The following is a 20,025-nucleotide window of genomic DNA, read 5'->3' on the forward strand; positions in this document are numbered from 1 at the left end:
GGAGGGGTGTTTCTCACCCCTCCCTGCCGCCCTCGCGAGCAACGCGAAGCGATCCAGGGCAGCGAGACATCTCAAGACGGTGCGGTTCCCTGGATTGCGCCGCTCCGCTCGCAATGACGGAGCTTGGGAGACTTCGAAACATGTTCGGCGATTACTCTCTAGGCGATCTCGGCGCGATCTTCGCCATGCAAGGCTTCGCCGGGCTGATCCTGTTCTCGGTGTACCTGCTGATGGCGCTCGGGCTCGCCATCATCTTCGGCCAGATGGGCGTGATCAACATGGCGCACGGGGAATTCATGATCCTCGGCGCCTACGTTACCTATCTCTGCTCGAACTTCTTTCAGGCTTACCTGCCGTTCCTCTTCCCGGCCTATTTCTTCGTCGCGATGGGGCTGGCCTTCCTCGCTTCCGGCGCGATGGGAATGCTGGTGGAATGGAGCCTCATCCGGTTCCTCTACAAGCGCCCCCTCGACACGTTGCTCGCGACCTGGGGCCTGTCGCTGATGATGCAGCAAGCCTATCGCTCGATCTTCGGCGCCCGGGAAGTCGGCGTCGAACTGCCCTCGTGGCTGATCGGCTCGGTACAGGTCACCGACACGATCGAGATCCCAATCAACGGCCTGTTCGTGATGGCTGTGACGATCCTGATCACGATCAGCGTCGCGTTGCTGATCTTCCGCTCACGCTTCGGCCAGCAGGTGAGGGCGGTGATGTCGAACCGTGCCATGGCGGGCGCGGTGGGCATCGATACCGAGAAGGTCGACCGCTATACCTTCGGCCTCGGCTGCGGCATCGCCGGCATCGCCGGTTCGGCCTTCACGATGATCGGCTCCACGGGGCCGACCTCCGGCCAGCTCTACATCGTCGATACGTTCCTGATCGTCGTCTTCGGCGGCGCGGCGAGCCTGCTCGGCACCATCGCCTCGGCCTTCTCGATTTCGCAGACCCAATCGACCCTCGAATTCTTCCTGTCCGGCTCGATGGCCAAGGTGCTCACCCTGCTCGCGGTGGTCGGCATCCTGATGCTGCGACCGCAGGGCCTGTTCACCCTCAAGGTCCGTCGCTGAGGAGTGTGAGACCATGACGAACCCGGTCCAGACCCTCTCCCAGTCGGTCTCCGTCAACGACAATCCCTACATGAAGCCGGTGGAGTGGCTGAGCCTGTTCCTTCTGGCGGGGGTGATGCTGATCGTCCTGCCGCTCATGCTGGACGGCTTTCGCCTCAACCTCGTCGGCAAATACCTCACCTATGCCTTCGTGGCGCTCGGCCTCGTCATCTGCTGGGGCTATGCGGGCATCCTGTCCCTGGGGCAGGGCGTGTTCTTCGGCCTCGGCGGCTATTGCATGGCGATGTACTTGAAGCTGGAGGCTTCGAGCGTCGAAAACACGAAGATCCAGTCCACGCCGGGCATTCCCGACTTCATGGATTGGAACCAGATCACGGCGCTGCCCTGGTTCTGGCAGCCCTTCAAGAGCCTTCCGCTGACGTTGATCCTCGTGATCGCCGTGCCGGTGCTGTTCGCGATGCTGATTTCCTTCGCGATGTTCAAGCGGCGGGTCGGCGGAACGTACTTCGCCATCATCACCCAGGCCATCGCCGCGATCCTGACGATTCTGATCGTCGGCCAGCAAGGCTATACCGGTGGCATCAACGGCATCACCGATCTGCGCACCCTCCACGGCTGGGATATCCGCACCGACAACGCGAAGTTCATCCTGTACTTCGTCAATGGCGGGCTGCTCATCGCCTGTATCCTGGCGGCGCAATACGTGAAGAAGTCGAAGCTCGGCCGCATCCTCGTGGCGATGCGCGACAAGGAGGACCGCGTGCGGTTCTCCGGTTACTCGGTGGCGGGCTTCAAGGTCTTCGCCTTCTGCCTCGCGGCCGGGTTCGCAGCGATCGGGGGAGCGATGTTTACCCTGCAGGTCGGCTTCATGTCCCCTTCGTTCGTCGGCATCGTGCCGTCGATCGAGATGGTGATCTACGCCGCGGTCGGCGGGCGCCTGTCCCTGTTCGGTGCGGTATGGGGCACGCTCCTCGTGAATTGGGCCAAGACCAGCTTCTCCGAAAGCTTCCCCGATCTCTGGCTCTTCGGCCTCGGCGCCCTGTTCATCGCCGTCGTACTCGCCTTCCCGAACGGCCTTGCCGGCATCTGGCGCGAGCAGATCGAGCCGCGCCTCACCCGACGGGTGAAAGGCCTGCGGACGCCCGCGCCGAACATGGCTCCGCCCCAGAAGTCGCCCATTGGCGCCCCGGCCGAGTGAGGACCACCATGAACGCCGCGATCCTGTCCTCCCCCATCGTCGGTGCCGAGGCCGCGCCGCCCGATTATCTCCTCGCCGTCGAGGCGCTGACGGTCTCGTTCGATGGGTTCAAGGCGGTGAACGACGTCTCGTTCTACGTCGACCCGGACGAGATCCGGGTGATCATCGGCCCGAACGGCGCGGGCAAGACGACCGTGCTCGACCTCATTTGCGGGCGCACCAGGGCCAGCGGCGGGTCGATCCGCTATAAGGGCCAGGAGCTCACGAAGCTCTCCGAGAGCGCCATCGTCCAAGCGGGCGTCGGGCGGAAGTTCCAGAACCCGTCGATCTACGACGACCTGACGGTGTTCGAGAACTTGGAGATCTCATTCCCGCGCGGCCGCTCGGTCTTCGGCGCCCTGACCTTCAAGCGTGACGCCGAGGTTCGCGACCGTATTCACGAAATCGCCGAGACGATCTTCCTCAAAGATCAATTGAGCGAGCGGGCCGAGTTTCTGAGCCACGGCCAGAAGCAATGGCTCGAGATCGGCATGTTGCTGATCCAGGACCCGGAACTGCTGATGCTCGATGAGCCGGTAGCGGGGATGAGCGTCGGCGAACGCATCAAGACCGCCGAGTTGCTCAACCAGATCATCAAGGGCCGCTCCGTTCTGGTGATCGAACACGACATGAAGTTCGTCGAGGACATCGCCCACCGAGTCACAGTGCTCCATCAGGGCAAGGTGCTCTCCGAAGGATCGATGGACCGGGTCAAGACAGATCCGAAGGTCATCGAAGTCTATCTCGGCCATTGAGGATCGCGATGCTCCAGACCACGCCCCTCGTGCCGTCTCCCGGCATCGCCCCGGCCACCATGCCCGCCCTCGCCGTGGACGATCTCCACGCCGCCTACGGCCAGAGCGAAGTCCTGCACGGACTGAGCTTCTCCGTCGCGCCCGGCGAGATCGTTGCCGTGATGGGCCGCAACGGCATGGGCAAGACCACGCTCATGAAGACGCTGATGGGCCTCGTGCCGGTGAAAACCGGGTCAATCCAGGTGGAGGGCGAGGATGTCGGCGGCCTGAAGAGTCACCTGCGCGTGGCCAAGGGCCTCGCCTACGTGCCTCAGGGCCGGATGATCTTCTCGACCATGACGGTACAGGAGAACATCGAGACCGGGCTGACGGTCACGGGCACCCGCAAGGTGCCGCCGGACCTCTACGCCATGTTCCCGGTCCTTCAGGAGATGAGGAGCCGACGCGGCGGCAACCTCTCCGGCGGACAGCAGCAGCAGCTCGCCATCGCCCGGGCACTCGCGAGCCGACCGAAGGTGCTGCTCCTCGATGAACCGACCGAAGGCATTCAGCCCTCGATCATTCGCGAGATGGGCCGGACCTTGAAGCAGATCCGCGACGAGCGCGGCCTGTCCATCGTCGTATCCGAGCAGGTGCTGAGCTTCGCCCTCGACGTCGCCGACCGCGTGATCGTGCTGGAGAACGGCGCGATCGTCCACGAGGCCGCGAGAGACGGCATCGATGAGGCGGCTGTCGCCCGCTTCCTGTCGGTCTGAGCCGACCCCCTACCCACCAAGACCAGCGTACAAGGGAGAGCAGAGACGATGGCCGAGACGCTTATCAAGGTCGATCTCACTCAGTCGGCCTACGAGAACGACATGGTGCACAACCGGTGGCACCCAGATATCCCGATGGTCGCCTACGTGAAGCCGGGCGCGGACTTCATCGTCGAGACCTATGACTGGACCGGCGGCTTCATCAAGAACAACGATTCCGCCGACGACGTTCGCGACATCGACCTGTCGATCGTCCACTTCCTGTCCGGCCCGATCGGCGTCGAGGGCGCCGAGCCCGGCGATCTGCTGGTGGTGGATCTACTCGATATCGGCGCCAAGGCCGAGAGCCAGTGGGGCTTCAACGGGTTCTTCTCAAAGAAGAACGGCGGCGGCTTCCTTACCGAACATTTCCCGCAGGCTCAGAAGTCGATCTGGGACTTCGAGGGAATGTTCACCAAATCCCGCCACGTGCCCGGCGTGCGCTTTCCCGGCCTGATCCATCCCGGCCTGATCGGCTGCCTTCCGGATCCCAAGCTGCTCTCGACCTGGAACGAGCGCGAGATCGCCTTCGTCAATACAGATCCGGATCGCGTGCCCGCCCTCGGCACCGTTCCGTTCGGGCCCACCGCCCATATGGGCCGTCTGAAGGGCGACGCGCGGGACAAGGCTGCCGGCGAAGGCGCCCGCACCGTGCCGCCCCGCGAGCATGGCGGCAATTGTGACATCAAGGATCTGTCGCGCGGTTCGAAGATCTACTTCCCAGTCTACGTGCCCGGTGCCGGTCTCTCCATGGGCGACCTGCACTTCAGCCAGGGCGACGGCGAGATCACCTTCTGCGGCGCCATCGAGATGGCGGGTTGGGTCCATCTCAAGGTCGACATCATCAAGGACGGCATGGCGAAGTACGGGATCAAGAACCCGGTCTTCAAGCCCTCGCCCATTACCCCGCAATACGACGATTACCTGATCTTCGAAGGTATTTCCGTCGATGAGTGGGGCAAGCAGCACTATCTCGACGTCCATGTCGCCTATCGCCAAGCCTGCCTCAACGCCATCGAATATCTGAAGAAGTTCGGCTATTCCGGCGCCCAGGCCTACTCGATTCTCGGCACGGCACCGGTCCAGGGACATATTTCGGGTGTGGTCGACATTCCGAATGCCTGCGCAACGCTCTGGATTCCGACGAAGATCTTCGACTTTGACATCAATCCCAGCGCCGCCGGGCCGACGAAGTTCCTCGACGGCTCGATCCAGATGCCGCTCTCGCCGGACCTCTGACATGCCGGTCTACGATTACGCCTGCGAGGCCTGCGGGCCCTTCACGGTCATGCGGCCGATGGCGGAGTTTCGCGAGCCGCATGCCTGCCCGGATTGCGGGGCAGCGAGCCAACGGGCCTTCCTCACCGCGCCGCGCATCGGCGGCATGGATGCGGGGCTGAAGGCGGCGCACGCCACCAACGAGCGCAGCCGCCATGCCCCCCGGCGCTCCGGCGCCCACGGGGCCGGTTGCGGCTGTTGCGCGCCGAAAACGAGCAAGGCAACGGCTCCGGCCGCTGCCAAGAGCTTCCCCAGCGCGCGACCCTGGATGATCAGCCACTGACCGTCCCACCGTCATGGCTGACCGTGTGCGGCCATGACGGTGGGCCCTTCGAACGTCGCGCCTAATCCCCCGAAAGACGGACAATCGCCGCGGAAGAGGAGATCACGCCATGATGCATGGGGACATCTCGTCCAGCCAGGACAGCGTCGGCGTGGCCGTCGTGAACTACAAGATGCCGCGGTTGCACACCCGCGCCGAGGTTCTGGAGAACGCCAAGGCGATCGGCAAGATGATCGTCGGCATGAAGTCTGGCCTGCCGGGCCTCGACCTCGTGATCTTCCCCGAATATTCGACGCACGGCATCATGTATGACGCCGCCGAGATGTATGAGACCGCCTCGGCCATCCCCGGGGCGGAGACGGAGATCTTCGCCGCCGCCTGCCGCGAGGCGAAGGTCTGGGGCGTCTTCTCCCTCACCGGCGAGCGCCACGAGGAGCACCCGCACAAGGCGCCCTACAACACCCTGATCCTGATGAACGATCAGGGCGAGATCGTGCAGAAGTACCGCAAGATCATGCCATGGACGCCCATCGAGGGCTGGTATCCGGGGGACCGGACCTATGTCTCGGACGGGCCGAAGGGCCTGAAAATCAGCCTCATCATCTGCGATGACGGCAATTATCCCGAGATCTGGCGCGATTGCGCCATGCGCGGCGCCGAGCTGATCATCCGCTGCCAGGGATACATGTATCCGGCCAAGGAACAGCAGATCCTGATCTCGAAAGCGATGGCGTTCGCCAACAACACTTACGTCGCGGTGGCGAACGCGGCCGGATTCGATGGCGTGTACACCTATTTCGGGCACTCGGCGATCATCGGCTTCGATGGGCGAACGCTCGGCGAATGCGGTGAGGAGGAGATGGGCATCCAATATGCTGCCCTCTCGAAGTTCCTCATCCGCGATTTTCGCGCTCACGGCCAATCGGAGAACCACCTCTTCAAGCTGCTGCACCGGGGCTATACCGGCATGATCAACTCGAAGGAGAACCGGCACGGCCTGTCGGAATGCCCTTACGAGTTCTATCGCCGGTGGATCGAAGATCCGGACGCCACACGCGACGCCGTCCGCGCCATCACGCGCCAAAGCGTGGGAACGGAAGAATGCCCGATCGAGGGCATCCCTTTCGTGGGGCAGGGCGAGGGTCCGCCAGATCCCTGACGGGTCGCATCGCGGATCGGGAACGCGGAAACGGGCACCCCGGATTCCCCGAGGCGCCGGGCGATGGCATCATCGCCTGGTCGAATCCTCCGTGGCGCGGGCGCTGGCCCGCGTGTTTCCCGCACCCGATCCCAGAGGCGGCCAGACGAGGCCGAGCGAGCCATGCGCCGACACCGCTACGCCAAGATCGTCGCCACCGTCGGTCCCGCAAGCAACACACCGGAGATGCTGAAGGCCCTGTTCCTGGCCGGCGTCGATACGTTCCGGCTGAATTTCAGCCACGGCACGCATGACGACCATGCCAAGGTCCATTCGGCCATTCGCGCCCTGGAGCGCGAGGTCGGGCGGCCGATCGGCATTCTTCAGGACCTCCAGGGGCCCAAGATCCGCATCGGCACGCTGCGCGACGGGCGGCTCGACCTCGAGGCGGGCGAGCGGGTGCGCTTCGTCCTCGACGGGTCGGAGGGCGGCAAGGACGCCATCCCCCTGCGCCACCCCGAGATCTTCGCCGCCGTGGTGCCAGGGCAGGATCTGCTCATCGACGACGGCCGCGTGCGGGTGCGGGTCGTCGGCATCGAGACCGACGCCATCGAGGCCGAGGTGATCACGGCTGGAGTCATCTCGAACCGTAAGGGCGTGAACCTGCCGGGCACGCTGCTCGATCTCTCGCCGCTCACGCCCAAAGACCGGGCCGACCTCGCCTTCGGTCTCGAACTCGGGGTCGATTGGGTGGCGCTGTCCTTCGTGCAGAAACCGTCGGATGTCATCGAGGCACGCGGTCTCATCGGCGAGCGCGCCGGGATCATGACCAAGGTCGAGAAGCCCCAGGCGCTGGAGCGGATCGACGACATCATCCGCCTTTCCGACGCGGTCATGGTGGCCCGCGGCGACCTCGGCGTCGAAATTCCGCACGAGGACGTACCCGGCCGTCAGAAGGAGTTGATCCGTGCCTGTCGCCTCGCGGTGAAGCCGGTCGTGGTCGCGACGCAGATGCTCGATTCCATGGTCAACGCCCCGGCGCCGACCCGCGCCGAGGCCTCGGACGTGGCCACCGCCATCTATGACGGCGCCGATGCCGTCATGCTCTCGGCCGAGTCAGCGGCCGGGCGCTATCCCGCCGAGGCGGTGGCGATGATGGACCGCATCATCCGCTCGGTTGAGCGGCACAAGCTCTACCATTCGATCATCGCGGCCTCGGAGCCGGGAGAGGAAGAGACCCCGCCCCACGCCGTCGCGACGGCGACCGCGACGCTGGCAGAGGCGATCCACGCCGCCGCCATCGTCGCCTATACCGCGAGCGGCACCACGGCCGCCCGCGTTGCGCGCAAGCGCCCCGCCGTGCCGATCCTGGCGCTGACTCCGGATCTCGCCACCTCACGCCGCCTCACTCTGCTCTGGGGCGCCCACTCCGTGCATACCGGCGACGTCGACTCCTATGAGGAGATGACGGCCGATGCCTGCCGTCACGCGCAGGACGAGGGGTTCGCCAAGCCCCACGACATCATCGTCACCGCCGCCGGCATCCCGTTCCAAACCACGGGCAACACCAACAACATCCGCCTCATCCAGATCGAGCCTGCACCCGGCGGTTAAGCCGCCGAGGCGGTGGGGCTGGCAGCCATCGCCTTGGTACGGCGATGGCCGATCCAGAACACCAGGGCGGAGCCGATTCCGGTGAGGGCGCAGAGCGGCAGGAGCGCGACCGGGAAGCTGCCCGTCTGCTCGCGGAGAAGTCCGATGAGAGACGTGATCGCCCCCGTGCCCAGGTGGGCCAAGGTGTTGATCGCCGCGATGCCCGCCGCCGTTTGGGCAGGAGGCAGGGTTTCCGTCGCGAGAGCGAAGAACGGTCCCTTGATCGCGTAATTGCCGAGCAGCACCAGCGACAGCAGCACGAGGGTCAACGCGAGCGAGCCGGTGGTCAGCGTCAGGGCGAAGCTGATGCAGGTCAGCGCCAGGGGCAGGGCGGTGCTCCAGATGCGCTCGCCGCTCCTGTCGGCGCGCAGGCCCCAGACGATCATGAAGACCGAGGCGATTCCGAACGGGATCATGTTGAGGAGGCCCGTCTCCATCTCGCTCAGGCCGAAGCCCTTCAGGATCTGCGGCATCCACAGCGACAGGGTGTTGCTGGTGGCCGAGCTCCCTGCGTAGATCACGGCGAGCAGCCACACCTGCCCGTTCCGCAGCACGGAGCCGACGGCGGCGAGGCCATGCGGCTGGTGGCCCGAACCGGCCTCGGCGGCCCGGCGCTCGGCGTCGAGCTTGGTCGAGAGCCACGTCCGCTCCTCGGGGCTGAGGAACTTCGCTTCCGACGGGCGGCTCGGGAGCAGGGCGAGGGCGCCGAGGCCGAGCAGGACCGCTGGGATCGCCTCCATGATCAGGAGCCACTGCCACCCCCGCAATCCGCCCATCCCGTCGAGCTTGAGAAGGGCCGCCGAAAGCGGTGAGCCGAAGAAGCTCGAGAGCGGGATCGCGACCATGAACATCGCCACGATGCGCGCGCGATAGGCCTTGGGGAACCAGTAGGTCAGGTACAGGATCACGCCGGGGAAGAACCCGGCCTCGGCCGCGCCCAATAGGAAGCGGGCGACCGAAAAGCTCACCGCCCCGGTCACGAAGGCCGAGCCGATGCCGACGAGGCCCCACGTGATCATGATCCGCGCAATCCAAATCCGCGCGCCGACCCGTTCCATCGCAAGATTGCTCGGCACCTCGAACAGCACGTAGGCCACGAAGAACAGGCCGCCTCCGAGCCCGAAGGCGGCGGTGGAGAGACCGAGATCGCGGTTCATCGTCAACGCCGCGAAACCGACATTCACGCGGTCGACATAGGCGATGAAGTAGCAGAGCACGAGAAACGGGATGAGGCGCAGGCCGACCTTGCGCATCGTCCGGCTCTCGAACGCCGCATCGGGCGTGGGCGTCGGGGCCATGGTCGTCTCCTCGTGTCAGACGTCGAAGCGGAAGAGGGCGGCGGGCGTCTGCCTGAGGACGATGGCCCGCTCGGCTTCGTCCGGCACCCAGGTGGAAAGGTCGGCCCGCGCCTGGGCCGGGCTCGCCTTCGTTTCGAATTGCGTGTGCGGCCAGTCGCTACCCCAGACGAGGCGCTTCACACCGAAGGCGGTGCGGAGGCGCTCTGCGGCCTCCCGGGCCGTACGTTGGCCGTCCTCGCCACTGCCGATCCGGTAGGCGCCGGAGAGCTTTACCCAGACATGGCCTTCCGGCCCGAAAGCCAGGAGTTGCGCAAATCCGGGATCCGACAGGCCCTGCTTGGGGTCGATGCGGCCGAAATGATCGACCACCACCGGGACGCCTGCCTCGATCAGCGGCGGCAGCAGGGTTTGCAGGCGATGCGCCTCGGCCTGAACCTCGATCTGCCAACCGAGGGCCTTCACCCGCGCGAGATGGGCTTGCCACGCCGGGCTCGCGAAGGCCGGATCGGGCTTGCCGATTAGGTTGAGGCGCAGGCCGACGACGCCCGCCCCGGCGAGGTCGCGCATCGTGCTTTCGTCTGCCTCGGGCGCCAGCACGGCGATGCCGCGCAACCGCTTCGGGTTCTGTCGCAGGGCCGAGACCATGTAGCTGTTATCGGTGCCGAGAAAGCTCGGCTGGATCAGCACGCCGTGGGTCATGCCGTTGCGGTCGAGCATGGCGAGATAATCGACGATGCTCGCGTCGTAGGTGGGAGCGTATCGACGGTCGCCCACGAGAGGCAGGTCGCGGGTGAAGATGTGGGCGTGCGTGTCGATCCGGACCGGCGCACTCTCCGTCGCACGGCTTCTCAGCGGCAGGGCGAGGGCGAGACTGCCCGCCAACAGATCGCGACAGAAGGAGCGCCGATTCATCGGATCATCCCGGTACGGAGGGGAGCGGTGCCGTCCGGCAGGAGCGCCACGGCGAGGAGAACGAGCCCGTAGGCCGTCAAAGCGGACAGCCCGATGGCCGGGCCGAGGCCGCAGACTTCGCTGAGCAGGCTGACAATCAGCGGCAGCAGGGCGGAGGCGAGGCGCCCTGCATTGTAGCAAAAGCCCATTCCCGTCCCGCGCAGGCCCGACGGGTAGAGTTCGCTGAACAGGGCGGCCAGGCTCGCCGGAATGCCGGCGGTGCAGAAGCCGAGCGGCGCGCCGAGCAGCAGCAGCACGGTGCCGTTCACCGGGACCAGCAGGTAGAGCACCACCAGAGCCATACAGGCGGCGGCGTAGAGCGCCACGGTCCGCCGCCTTCCGAGCCGGTCCACGAGCTCGCCCGCGACGAGGCATCCGAGCCCGAAAGCCGCGATGATGATTCCGAGATAGAGGCTCGACTTCAGGACCGAGGCGCCGCGTTCGGTGCTGAGGTAGGTGGGCAGCCACGTGAACAGAGCGTGGAAGCCGCCATGGGCGCCAAGGCCCATCAGCGTGCCCGCCAAGGTCACCTGACGCATGGCGGGGGAGAAGATCGCGAGCGGCCCGGCGGGAGCGCCCGAAGCCTCGCGCGGCCGGATGGGCTCGGGGACATTCCGCCGGATCACGAGGACCAGCAGGGCAGGGGCGAGGCCGCAGGCGAAAAGCACGCGCCACGCCGCGTCCGGGCTGAGCGCCGAGAAGGCGATGGTCGCGAGCAGCACTGCCGTGCCCCAGCCGAGCGCCCAGCCACCCTGGACGGCGCCGAGCGCCTTGCCGCGATGCTCGGGCCGGATCGCTTCGGCCATCAGGACGGCGCCCGCCGCCCATTCAGCACCGAAGCCGAGACCTTGAAGCGCCTTGAGGATCAGAAGTTGGTGAAAGCTCTGCGCGAAGGCCGCGAGGAAAGTGAAGACCGCGAACCACAGGATGGTGATTTGAAGCGCCTGGACACGCCCGGCCCGATCCGCGAGCACGCCGCCGATCCACCCGCCGAGCGCTGCCGACACCAGGGTGACGGCAGCGATCAACCCGGCATCCGTGTGTTTCAGACCGAAGGTGGCGATGAGGGCGGGGATCGCGAGGCTGAAGAGCTGCACGTCCAGCGCGTCGAGCGACCATCCGCCCAGACAGGACCAGAATGTGCGGCGCTCAACCGGACCGATCTCGCGGTACCAGCGGAACAAGGGCTTTCCTCCGTCCCCTTCAAGAGGACTAGTCATTTATATGAATAGATGAACACGACGGCCGTGGGACGTCAAGTCCGGCCCGCCCGGTCAGCGGATCTCGACGCGATACCGGAAATCGGTCGCTGCGCCGCGCGTCAGGCGCCATTCGATCGGGCGGTTGTCGAAACCGAATGCGAGGCGGTCGATCACCACCACGGGTGCCCCCTCGGGAATGCCGAGTGCCGTGGTATCGCTGGCCTGCGCGGCCCCCACCGTCAGCGTCTCTTCCGCGCGGGCAACGATCTCGCCGCAGAGGCGCTCGTAGGCCGGATAGAGCAGATCGCCGATCTCCGCGAGCGGCACACTGAGCAGCGATGCGAACCGCGCGGCCGGAAGCCAGATCTCCTCGGAGAGGATCGGCCGACCGTCGAGCAGCCGGGTGCGCGCCAGGTAGATCGCCTTGGCGTTGGCCTCCAGACCAAGGGTATCGCGGACATGGGCGGGCGCCCGCCGGGACTCGCGGTCGAGGATGCGCCCCTCCGGCACGGCCTGCGTGCCGTCCGGCCCCAGATGCCGAAAGAACCGGAACAGGGAGCGGTCGAAGCGCGGGCGCCGCACGAAGGTCCCGCGTCCCTGCTGACGCTCGACGAGACCATCCGCGACGAGCAGGTCGATGGCTTTCCGCACCGTGCCGACAGCGACGCCGTGGCTGGCCGCCAGTTCCGCCTCGGTCGGGATCGGCTCGCCCGAGCGCCAGACGTTGCGTGCGATCTGGTGGGCGATCTGATCGCGGAGGCGCTGGTAGAGCGGGAGGCGAAGGTCGGGCTGCGGCGCGGTGGTCGAAGTCATGTGAATGACTGTATGAGAAGGCCGACGCCCCGCCAATGGGGTGGGTGCGGCAATTCCAGCCTCTGCAAGCTCGTGGACAGGGCCGATCGTCCGCGCGCTATACTTGCTGTCATCAGTTCTCGCCGGGGAGGGGACCATGGCTCTCGCGGACAGACAGGCGACGATGGCCGGGCGCGATCTCGCGGCCGCGACCACTCCCGTGATCGGCGGGGCACGGACATGGCTCGTCGGACTCACATCCGTGGCGCTCCTCGCGGCGGGCGCGGCGGCGCTTCGGCCCCCAGCCGCGATTCCGGACCCCGACCTCGCGCGGGTCATCCGATTCATGGCCGCGACGAAGGGCGTGTTCGCACTGGTAGCCTTCGTCGCGAGTTATTGGCGGCTCGCACGTCCCGCAGCATTCTGGCGCGTCGCGATCTTCGTCGGCGGCCCGCCCGCCATGGCAGCGGGAGCGGTCGCCCTCTGGTTTTTCGAGAATGCCGGGCTCGCAGCGGCCGGGCTGCATCTCGGACTGTTCGCGATGCTCGCCGCCGCACTCACCGACCGCGACTTCCTGCCGGACTTCGTAAGGCGCCCGCCGCCAGCGGGGCGTGGCTGAACGTTTGGACTTATTTCAGTTTCAGTGCAGTCTTTCTTCGCAACGAGCAGGCCCACGCCGGAACAAGAAGGCCCAACGCTCGGACGCGGAGGAAACATGAACGAGATCGTCAAGCCGGACTCGCTGATCGTCGCCCAGGCCGAAAGCCTGACGGAGACCTTCTTCGGAGGCTGCCCGCACGATTGTCCCGACACCTGCTCGATGCTGTTCGACGTGAAGGACGGCCAGCTCCAGGGCGTGCGCGGCAACCCGGACCACCCGATGACCCGGGGCGGCCTCTGCGTGAAGCTGAAGGATTACGAGAAGCGCCACTACCATCCCGACCGGCTGCTCTACCCGATGAAGCGTGTCGGCCCGAAGGGCTCGAAGGAGTTCGAGCGGATCACCTGGGACGAGGCGCTCGACACTATCGTCACCCGCTGGAAGGCGATCATCGACCAGCACGGCCCGCAGGCCATCGCGCCCTACAGCTACCTCGGCAACCAGGGCCTCGTGCACGGGCTGAACGGCGGCGACGCCTTCTTCAACCGCATGGGGGCCACCGTCATGGAGCGGACCTTCTGCGGTGAGGGATCCTGCACCGCATGGCTGCTGACCGTCGGCCCGACCGCGGGCCTCGACCCGGACAGCTACATCCACTCCAAGTACATCGTGATCTGGGCCTGCAACTCGGTCAGCACGAACCTGCACCACTGGGCCATCGTGAAGGACGCCCAGAAGAAGGGCGCCAAGGTCGTCGTGATCGACGCCTACGCTTCTCGCACCGCCAAGGCGGCCGATTGGCACATCGCTCCGAAGCCCGGCACTGACGGCGCCCTGGCGATGGCGCTCATCAATTCGATCATCGAGCAGGGTCTCGTCGATCAGGATTATGTCGACAACTACACAGTCGGCTTTGAGGATTTGAAGGAGCGCGCCGCCGAGCGCACGCCCGAATGGGCCGCCGAGATCACCGGCGTCTCCGCCGACGACATCCGCAAGCTCGCCCGGGAGATGGCGACCGAGCAGCCGGTCGCCATCCGCATCGGCGTGGCGCTGGAGCGGCACTACGGCGGCGGCCAGACCATCCGGGCGGTCGCCTGCATCCCGGCGCTTACCGGTGCGTGGCGCCATGTCGGCGGCGGCATCACCCAGTTCGGCGTGTGGGAGCACCCCTACAAGTTCGACGTCATCTGCCGGCCCGACCTGATCCCGGAAGGGACCCGCGTCGTCTCGAACCTGCAGATCGGCCGGGCGCTCACCGGCGAAATGCAGCTCGACCCGCCGATCATGTCGATGATGTGCTGGAACTCGAACCCCGTCACGCAGGCGCCCGAGACCGACAAGATCGTCGAGGGGCTGATGCGCGAGGACCTGTTCATGGTTTCGGCCGAGCACTTCATTTCGGACACGGCCTCGTATGCCGACATCCTGCTGCCCGCCACGATGGGCGCCGAGATGGAGGACATGATCCTCTCCTGGGGCCACCTCTACCTGACCTACAACACCAAGTGTGCAGAGGCGCCGGGCGAAGCCATCCCCAACAACGAGATCTTCCGGCAGCTCGCCGCCCGCCTCGGTTACGAGGAAGAGAACTTCAAGTGGAGCGACGCCGAGTGCCTCGAGCACTACGTCGATTGGAACGCGCCGGCCTGTGAGGGCATCGACCTCGACTACATGCGCAAGAACGGCTTCGCCCGCCTCAAGGTCGGCACGCCGGATGACCGCGCCCCGCATAAGGAGGGCAACTTCCCGACGCCGACCGGCAAGTGCATGCTGAAGGTCGAGGGTGCCACGAACTTCGTCGCGCCGCCGTTCCGGCAGATGTACGAGGGCTTCCAGCCGGGCGAGGCGCTCGACCCGCTGCCGGACTACCTCGGCCCGCGCGAGTCCCACACGAACGATCCCGAGCTCGCCAAGCGTTTCCCGCTCAACATCGTCTCGCCCAAGAGCCACTACTTCCTGAACTCGTGCTACGCGAACATGGAGGACAAGCAGAAGGGCCAGGGCGAGCAGTTCGTGATGATCAGCCAGCACGATGCCGATGCCCGCGGCATCCGGGACGGCGACCGGGTGAAGGTCGGCAACGACCGCGGCGCCTTCAAGGGCGTCGCGCGGATCACGGACGACGTGAAGGCCGGCATCGTAGTCGCGACGCTGGGTTACTGGCGCCAGCTCAACGAGGGCACGGTGAACAGCATCTCGTCGGGCGCCTTCACCGATATGGGCCACGCGCCGTCCTTCTCGGACAACCTCGTCGAGGTCTCACGGGCCAACTGAGCGTGTCGGCCCCGGCCGCTTCGGCCGGGGCCGCTCGCCTTACTTGTCGATGGCGTTCTCGATCGTATCCTTGACCTTGCCCCGCTCCTGCTGGGCCTGACCCCGGAGCTTCTGCGCCCGGCCGTCGGCCTTCAGATCCTCGTCTTCCGTGAGGTTGCCGACCCCGCGCTTGGCGCTGCCGACCGCCTCGTTGGCGAGACCCTTCAGCCGGTCGACCGCACCCGCCGTGGTGGGGGTATCGTCGGCGAAGGCCGAGCCTGTCAGGGCGATGCCGATCAGGGCGACGCGAAAGGCAGCCGTGCGGAGGGTTCTCATCCCGATGTCTCCGAATTGTGGATGGGCGCGCGGAGATAGCGGCTGAGGCAGAAGACGCAATGATGCATTCGCACCGGTTCCGGCGCGGAGGGGCCGTTCGCCGCGCCTATCGCAGCGGAACGGTCATCTCGAAATGCAGCCCATCACTGTCGATGGTGCGCTGGAAGCCGCCGCGCAGGCTACGCTCGATCGTTTGCTTGAGCAGGCGCGAGCCGAAACCCGTCCCCTCGGCCTTCACGGCATCCGGTGCGGCGCTGCCCTCGCTCCAGGTCAGCCGCAGGGTATCGCCCGACACGGTGCCATCGAGCCGAACCGCGCCGCCCCCCGAGAGTGCACCATACTTCGCGGAGTTGGTCGCGAGCTCGTGGAAGATCATCGCGTAGTCGTTGGTCTTGTCCGAGCCGACCGTAATGTCGTTCGCGATGGCGACCGCGATGTTGTCGCCCTGCAGGTAGGGCGCGAGGATTCGCTGCGCGAGATCCTGAAGCCGCACATGGCCCTGGTCGAAGCTGCGCGAGCGCGTCGCGAGGGTCGTCGCCTCGTGAAGCACGCCGAAGCGGCGGGCGAGGTCGTCGGCGAATCCGGACGTCGTATGCGCCTCGCGCGAGACGATCGAGGTCAGCGCGCGGGCGACGCTGAACATGTTCGACACCCGGTGCGCCAGCTCGGCGGTGAGCAGTCGCTCGGCCTCCTCGGCGCGCTTGTGCTCGGTCACGTCCATGAAGATGGCCTGGAGCCATTCGCCGACTCGGCCCGCATCGCCGCCGACGCCCCGGGCCGAGATCCAGCGGGCCTCCGGCCCCTGGCCGATGCGGAAATCGAAACTGTACGGGTTCGGATCGGTGGCGCTGGCCTCCCACTCCTGGACCATGCCGAGCCGGTCTTCGAGGTTCACACGGGCGAAAAGCTCGTCGATACCGATGACCGTTTCGTCGGTGCACCAGAATTCCCGGCACAGGCTGTCGAGCCGCGCGAGGCGACGCGAGGGCGACCACGCCCAGAGGCCGACCCCGCCGCGATGGATCGTGTCGCTGAAGCTCGCGAGCGTCCAAGCCTCGTCGGACGCTTCGCCCCGCTCGATCATGCCGGACCCGATGTTTCTGCCAGTGGAACGACCACGTGAGCCATGCCTGATTCATGGCCGCGCGCTCGACCGCAAATGGACAAGTTTCCTTGGTCGAGCAAGGGCCCGCGCGTGGGCCGAAAGCGGGGCCGTTGTCGCATTACAGTGCTGGGACGAGCAACCATCGCCAAGCCCGGCGCTGTGCTCGCCGGAGGCCGACCTACCCGACGCGAGACAACCGGGGAGCAATGAGCTTCGGCTTTGATACGCGGACGGTGCCAATGGCCCAGCCCATGCTACGCTCACGCGCCTTCCTTGATGGAGCGAGTGATCGTGCTGAACAGACGACGTTTCATGGCCGCGTCCGGCTCTGTGCTGGCTGCACCTGCACTGGCGCAGGGCTCCAACTCGCGGGTGCTCAAGTTCATCCCGCAGGCCGATTTGACGGTGCTCGATCCGATTTGGACGACCGCCTACGTCACCCGCAACCACGGGCTGGCCATCTTCGACACGCTTTACGGCCTCGATGCGAGCTACCGCGCGCAGCCGCAGATGGCGGCGGGTCACGTGACGGAGGACGACGGCAAGACCTGGAAGATCACCCTGCGGCCAGGCCTGAAGTTCCACGACGGTACGCCGGTCCTCGCTCGCGACTGCGTGGCGAGCATCGCCCGCTGGGGCAAGCGCGACGCCATGGGCCAGACGCTCATGAGCTACACGGACGAACTCTCCGCGCCCGACGACACCACCATCCAGTTCCGGCTGAAGAAGCCGTTCGTGCTGCTGCCGGACGCACTGGGCAAGGTCGGCTCGCAGATCTGCGCGATCATGCCGGAGCGGCTGGCCAAGACCGATGCCTTCACGCAGGTGACGGAGATGGTCGGCAGCGGACCGTTCCGCTTCAAGGCGGATGAGCGCATCGTCGGCGCTCGCGTCGTCTACGAAAAGTTCGCGGATTACGTCCCGCGCGAGGGCGGCGAGCCGCAATGGACCTCCGGCCCGAAGCGCGCCTATGTCGATCGGGTCGAATGGACGGTTATTCCCGATCAGGCCACCGCCGCATCAGCCATGCAGACCGGCGAGATGGATTGGTGGGAGCAGCCCCCGGCTGACCTCGTGCCGACGCTGCGGGGCCTGACCACGACGATCAAGGATCCGACCGGGCTCATCGGCACCCTGCGGATGAACCAGTTGCTGCCGCCCTTCGACAACCCGGCAATCCGCCAAGTGCTCCTGAAGGTCATCGACCAAAGCGATTTCATGCAGGCGGTGACGGGCACCGACCCGAAGCTGATGTACTCGCCGGTCGGCTTCTTCTGTCCGAAGCTGCCAATGGCGAGCGATGTCGGTCTCGGCGCGCTAACCTCGAAGCGCGACTTCGAGGCGGCCAAGAAGGAACTTGCGGCTGCGGGCTATAAGGGCGAGAAGGTCGTCCTGATGGGCGCCTCCGACTTCCCGACCCTCAAGGCGCTGGCCGACGTTGCCGCCGACACCCTCTCGCGAGCAGGCTTCAACGTCGATTACCAAGTGATGGACTGGGGCACCGTCGTGCAGCGGCGGGCCAAGAAGGACCCGATCTCGCAGGGTGGCTGGAACGTGTTCTGCACCTTCTGGGCCGGGCTCGATCAGGCCAACCCGGCGGTGAGTTCCTTCCTGCGCGGCAACGGCGCGAACGCCGCCATCGGCTGGCCGACCAGCGAGGGCATCGAGGCCCTGCGGGCGAAGTGGCTCGATGCGCCCGACGTCGCCGGGCAGAAGGCGGTCGCCGCCGAGATCCAGAAGCAGGCCTTCGTGGATCTGCCTTACCTGCCGCTCGGCCAGTATTTCGTGCAGACTTCGTTCAAGCCCAACATCACCGGCGTCCTCAACGGCGTCCCGGTGTTCTGGAACGTCAAGAAGGGCTGAGGGCTGCGGCGTCCCGCCGGGTTTGCTGGCGGGACGCTCTCCCGGTCCTATCTGGGCGACGGGAGGACACGCGATGCAGACGATCGATCACGGGAGCCATGGCGAGATCCGCGAGGCGGTCAGGGCGCTCTGCACGGACTTCCCCGCCGAGTACCACCGCCGGATCGATGAAGCGCGCGGCTATCCCGAAGCGTTCGTGGACGCGCTGACCAAGGCGGGCTGGATGGCCGCTTTGATTCCCGAAGCCTATGGCGGTTCCGGGCTCGGGCTCACCGAAGCCTCCGTCATCATGGAGGAGATCAACCGCTCGGGCGGCAATTCCGGCGCCTGCCACGGGCAGATGTACAACATGAACACCCTGGTCCGGCACGGCTCCGAGGAGCAACGCCGATACTACCTGCCGCGCATTGCGGCCGGCGAGCTGCGCCTTCAATCCATGGGCGTGACCGAGCCGACGGCCGGCACCGATACGACGAAGATCAAGACCACGGCGGTGCGCAAGGGCGACCGCTACGTCATCAACGGCCAAAAGGTCTGGATCTCCCGCGTCCAGCATTCCGACCTGATGATCCTGCTCGCGCGGACCACGCCCCTCGATCAGGTGAAAAAGAAATCCGAGGGCATGTCGATCTTCATCGTGAATCTGCACGAAGCGGTGAAGAAGGGCCTGACGGTGCGGCCGATCCTCAACATGGTCAATCACGAGACCAACGAGCTGTTTTTCGACGACCTCGAGATCCCGGCGGAGAATCTGATCGGTGAGGAGGGGCAGGGCTTCAAGTACATCATGACCGGGCTCAATGCCGAGCGTGCGCTGATTGCCGCCGAGTGCATCGGCGACGGGTACTGGTTCATCGACAAGGTCACGGCCTACACCAAGGAACGCGTGGTGTTCGGCCGCCCCATCGGCCAGAACCAGGGCGTGCAATTCCCCATCGCGGAGAGCTTCATCGAGATCGAGGCCGCGAACCTCATGCGCTACGAGGCATGCCGCCTCTACGATGCGGGGGAGCCCTGCGGCGCCCAGGCAAACATGGCCAAGTACCTCGCCGCGAAGGCATCCTGGGAGGCAGCCAATGCCTGCATCCAGTTCCATGGGGGATTCGGCTTTGCCGCGGAATACGATGTTGAGCGCAAATTCCGCGAGACACGGCTCTATCAAGTCGCGCCGATCTCCACGAACCTGATCCTCTCCTACGTCGCCGAGCACATCCTCGGCCTGCCCCGCTCGTTTTAACCAACTCAATCCGATTAATTTACGTAGATATCCGTGAAATCCGGACGACCGTCACCACGATGTCTCAAGCTCGCCGACAATCCATAGGGTGATCGAGCGGTGGATGACCTCTAACGAGCATTGAACGCTGCTTCGGCTTGTTCTATTTTCTAGCAGAGGTTGCATTCTGATTATTCGGC

Annotated in this window: 18 protein-coding genes; 12 read left to right on the top strand and 6 right to left on the bottom strand. The window is 65.9% G+C overall.

Annotated elements, in window-relative coordinates:
* Positions 1-140: 140 nt before the first annotated feature.
* From urtB to pyk, 8 genes are all read left to right on the top strand, one after another.
* Complete coding sequence (urtB, locus tag J4O73_RS11695) at positions 141-1,067, top strand: urea ABC transporter permease subunit UrtB (RefSeq protein WP_426217430.1); 927 nt, start codon at positions 141-143, stop codon at positions 1,065-1,067.
* 13 nt (positions 1,068-1,080) lie between these two features.
* Complete coding sequence (gene urtC, locus J4O73_RS11700) at positions 1,081-2,265, top strand: urea ABC transporter permease subunit UrtC (protein WP_426217432.1); 1,185 nt, start codon at positions 1,081-1,083, stop codon at positions 2,263-2,265.
* 8 nt (positions 2,266-2,273) lie between these two features.
* Positions 2,274-3,059, top strand: a complete 786-nt coding sequence (gene urtD / locus J4O73_RS11705) for an urea ABC transporter ATP-binding protein UrtD (RefSeq protein ID WP_426217433.1) — start codon at positions 2,274-2,276, stop codon at positions 3,057-3,059.
* An 8-nt stretch (positions 3,060-3,067) separates the two neighbouring features.
* Entirely contained in the window at positions 3,068-3,814 is a 747-nt protein-coding gene (urtE, locus tag J4O73_RS11710) for an urea ABC transporter ATP-binding subunit UrtE (RefSeq protein WP_426217435.1), read from the top strand.
* 48 nt (positions 3,815-3,862) lie between these two features.
* Positions 3,863-5,092, top strand: a complete 1,230-nt coding sequence (gene fmdA / locus J4O73_RS11715; RefSeq protein ID WP_426217437.1) for a formamidase — start codon at positions 3,863-3,865, stop codon at positions 5,090-5,092.
* Position 5,093: 1 nt separating this feature from the next.
* Positions 5,094-5,414 (top strand): FmdB family zinc ribbon protein, encoded by a 321-nt coding sequence (locus J4O73_RS11720; RefSeq protein WP_426217439.1) that lies wholly within the window; start codon positions 5,094-5,096, stop codon positions 5,412-5,414.
* Positions 5,415-5,523: 109 nt separating this feature from the next.
* Positions 5,524-6,573 (top strand): aliphatic amidase, encoded by a 1,050-nt coding sequence (locus tag J4O73_RS11725; RefSeq protein ID WP_426217441.1) that lies wholly within the window; start codon positions 5,524-5,526, stop codon positions 6,571-6,573.
* A gap of 162 nt (positions 6,574-6,735) precedes the next feature.
* Positions 6,736-8,166, top strand: a complete 1,431-nt coding sequence (pyk, locus tag J4O73_RS11730; protein ID WP_426217443.1) for a pyruvate kinase — start codon at positions 6,736-6,738, stop codon at positions 8,164-8,166.
* Here the strand turns inward: pyk and J4O73_RS11735 are convergent.
* The 4 genes from J4O73_RS11735 to J4O73_RS11750 form a co-directional block, all read right to left on the bottom strand.
* Positions 8,163-9,503, bottom strand: a complete 1,341-nt coding sequence (locus J4O73_RS11735) for an MFS transporter (protein WP_426217445.1) — start codon at positions 9,501-9,503, stop codon at positions 8,163-8,165. The genes pyk and J4O73_RS11735 overlap by 4 nt on opposite strands.
* 15 nt (positions 9,504-9,518) lie before the next feature.
* Entirely contained in the window at positions 9,519-10,415 is an 897-nt protein-coding gene (locus J4O73_RS11740) for an amidohydrolase family protein (protein ID WP_426217446.1), read from the bottom strand.
* Positions 10,412-11,638 (bottom strand): MFS transporter, encoded by a 1,227-nt coding sequence (locus J4O73_RS11745; RefSeq protein ID WP_426217447.1) that lies wholly within the window; start codon positions 11,636-11,638, stop codon positions 10,412-10,414. Before J4O73_RS11745 ends, J4O73_RS11740 begins: the two co-directional genes overlap by 4 nt.
* A 90-nt stretch (positions 11,639-11,728) precedes the next feature.
* Positions 11,729-12,469 carry a GntR family transcriptional regulator gene (locus J4O73_RS11750; RefSeq protein ID WP_426217449.1) on the bottom strand — a complete coding sequence of 247 codons (741 nt, stop codon included), beginning with the start codon at positions 12,467-12,469 and terminating at the stop codon, positions 11,729-11,731.
* 136 nt (positions 12,470-12,605) lie between these two features.
* Here J4O73_RS11750 and J4O73_RS11755 point away from each other — a divergent pair, with 136 nt between their 5' ends.
* Positions 12,606-13,067, top strand: a complete 462-nt coding sequence (locus J4O73_RS11755) for a hypothetical protein (protein WP_426217451.1) — start codon at positions 12,606-12,608, stop codon at positions 13,065-13,067.
* Positions 13,068-13,163: 96 nt separating this feature from the next.
* Entirely contained in the window at positions 13,164-15,326 is a 2,163-nt protein-coding gene (locus J4O73_RS11760) for a molybdopterin-containing oxidoreductase family protein (RefSeq protein ID WP_426217453.1), read from the top strand.
* Between the two features lie 39 nt (positions 15,327-15,365).
* On the opposite strand, the gene J4O73_RS11765 is transcribed toward J4O73_RS11760, so the two are convergent.
* Together J4O73_RS11765 and J4O73_RS11770 are read right to left on the bottom strand one after the other, a co-directional pair.
* A complete protein-coding gene (locus tag J4O73_RS11765; RefSeq protein ID WP_426217455.1) occupies positions 15,366-15,641 on the bottom strand; it encodes a CsbD family protein in 276 nt (91 codons plus the stop codon).
* 106 nt (positions 15,642-15,747) lie between these two features.
* A complete protein-coding gene (locus J4O73_RS11770) occupies positions 15,748-16,725 on the bottom strand; it encodes a sensor histidine kinase (RefSeq protein WP_426217457.1) in 978 nt (325 codons plus the stop codon).
* A 297-nt stretch (positions 16,726-17,022) separates the two neighbouring features.
* Between J4O73_RS11770 and J4O73_RS11775 the strand changes: the two genes are divergently transcribed.
* Both J4O73_RS11775 and J4O73_RS11780 read left to right on the top strand, forming a co-directional pair.
* A complete protein-coding gene (locus J4O73_RS11775; RefSeq protein ID WP_426217458.1) occupies positions 17,023-18,609 on the top strand; it encodes an ABC transporter substrate-binding protein in 1,587 nt (528 codons plus the stop codon).
* Between the two features lie 73 nt (positions 18,610-18,682).
* Positions 18,683-19,846, top strand: coding sequence for an acyl-CoA dehydrogenase family protein (locus tag J4O73_RS11780; protein WP_426217460.1), 1,164 nt, complete (start codon positions 18,683-18,685; stop codon positions 19,844-19,846).
* Positions 19,847-20,025 lie beyond the last annotated feature (179 nt).

Source organism: Methylobacterium sp. NFXW15, from assembly GCF_049887755.1.
In the GTDB taxonomy this organism is placed as follows: Bacteria; Pseudomonadota; Alphaproteobacteria; order Rhizobiales; family Beijerinckiaceae; genus Methylobacterium.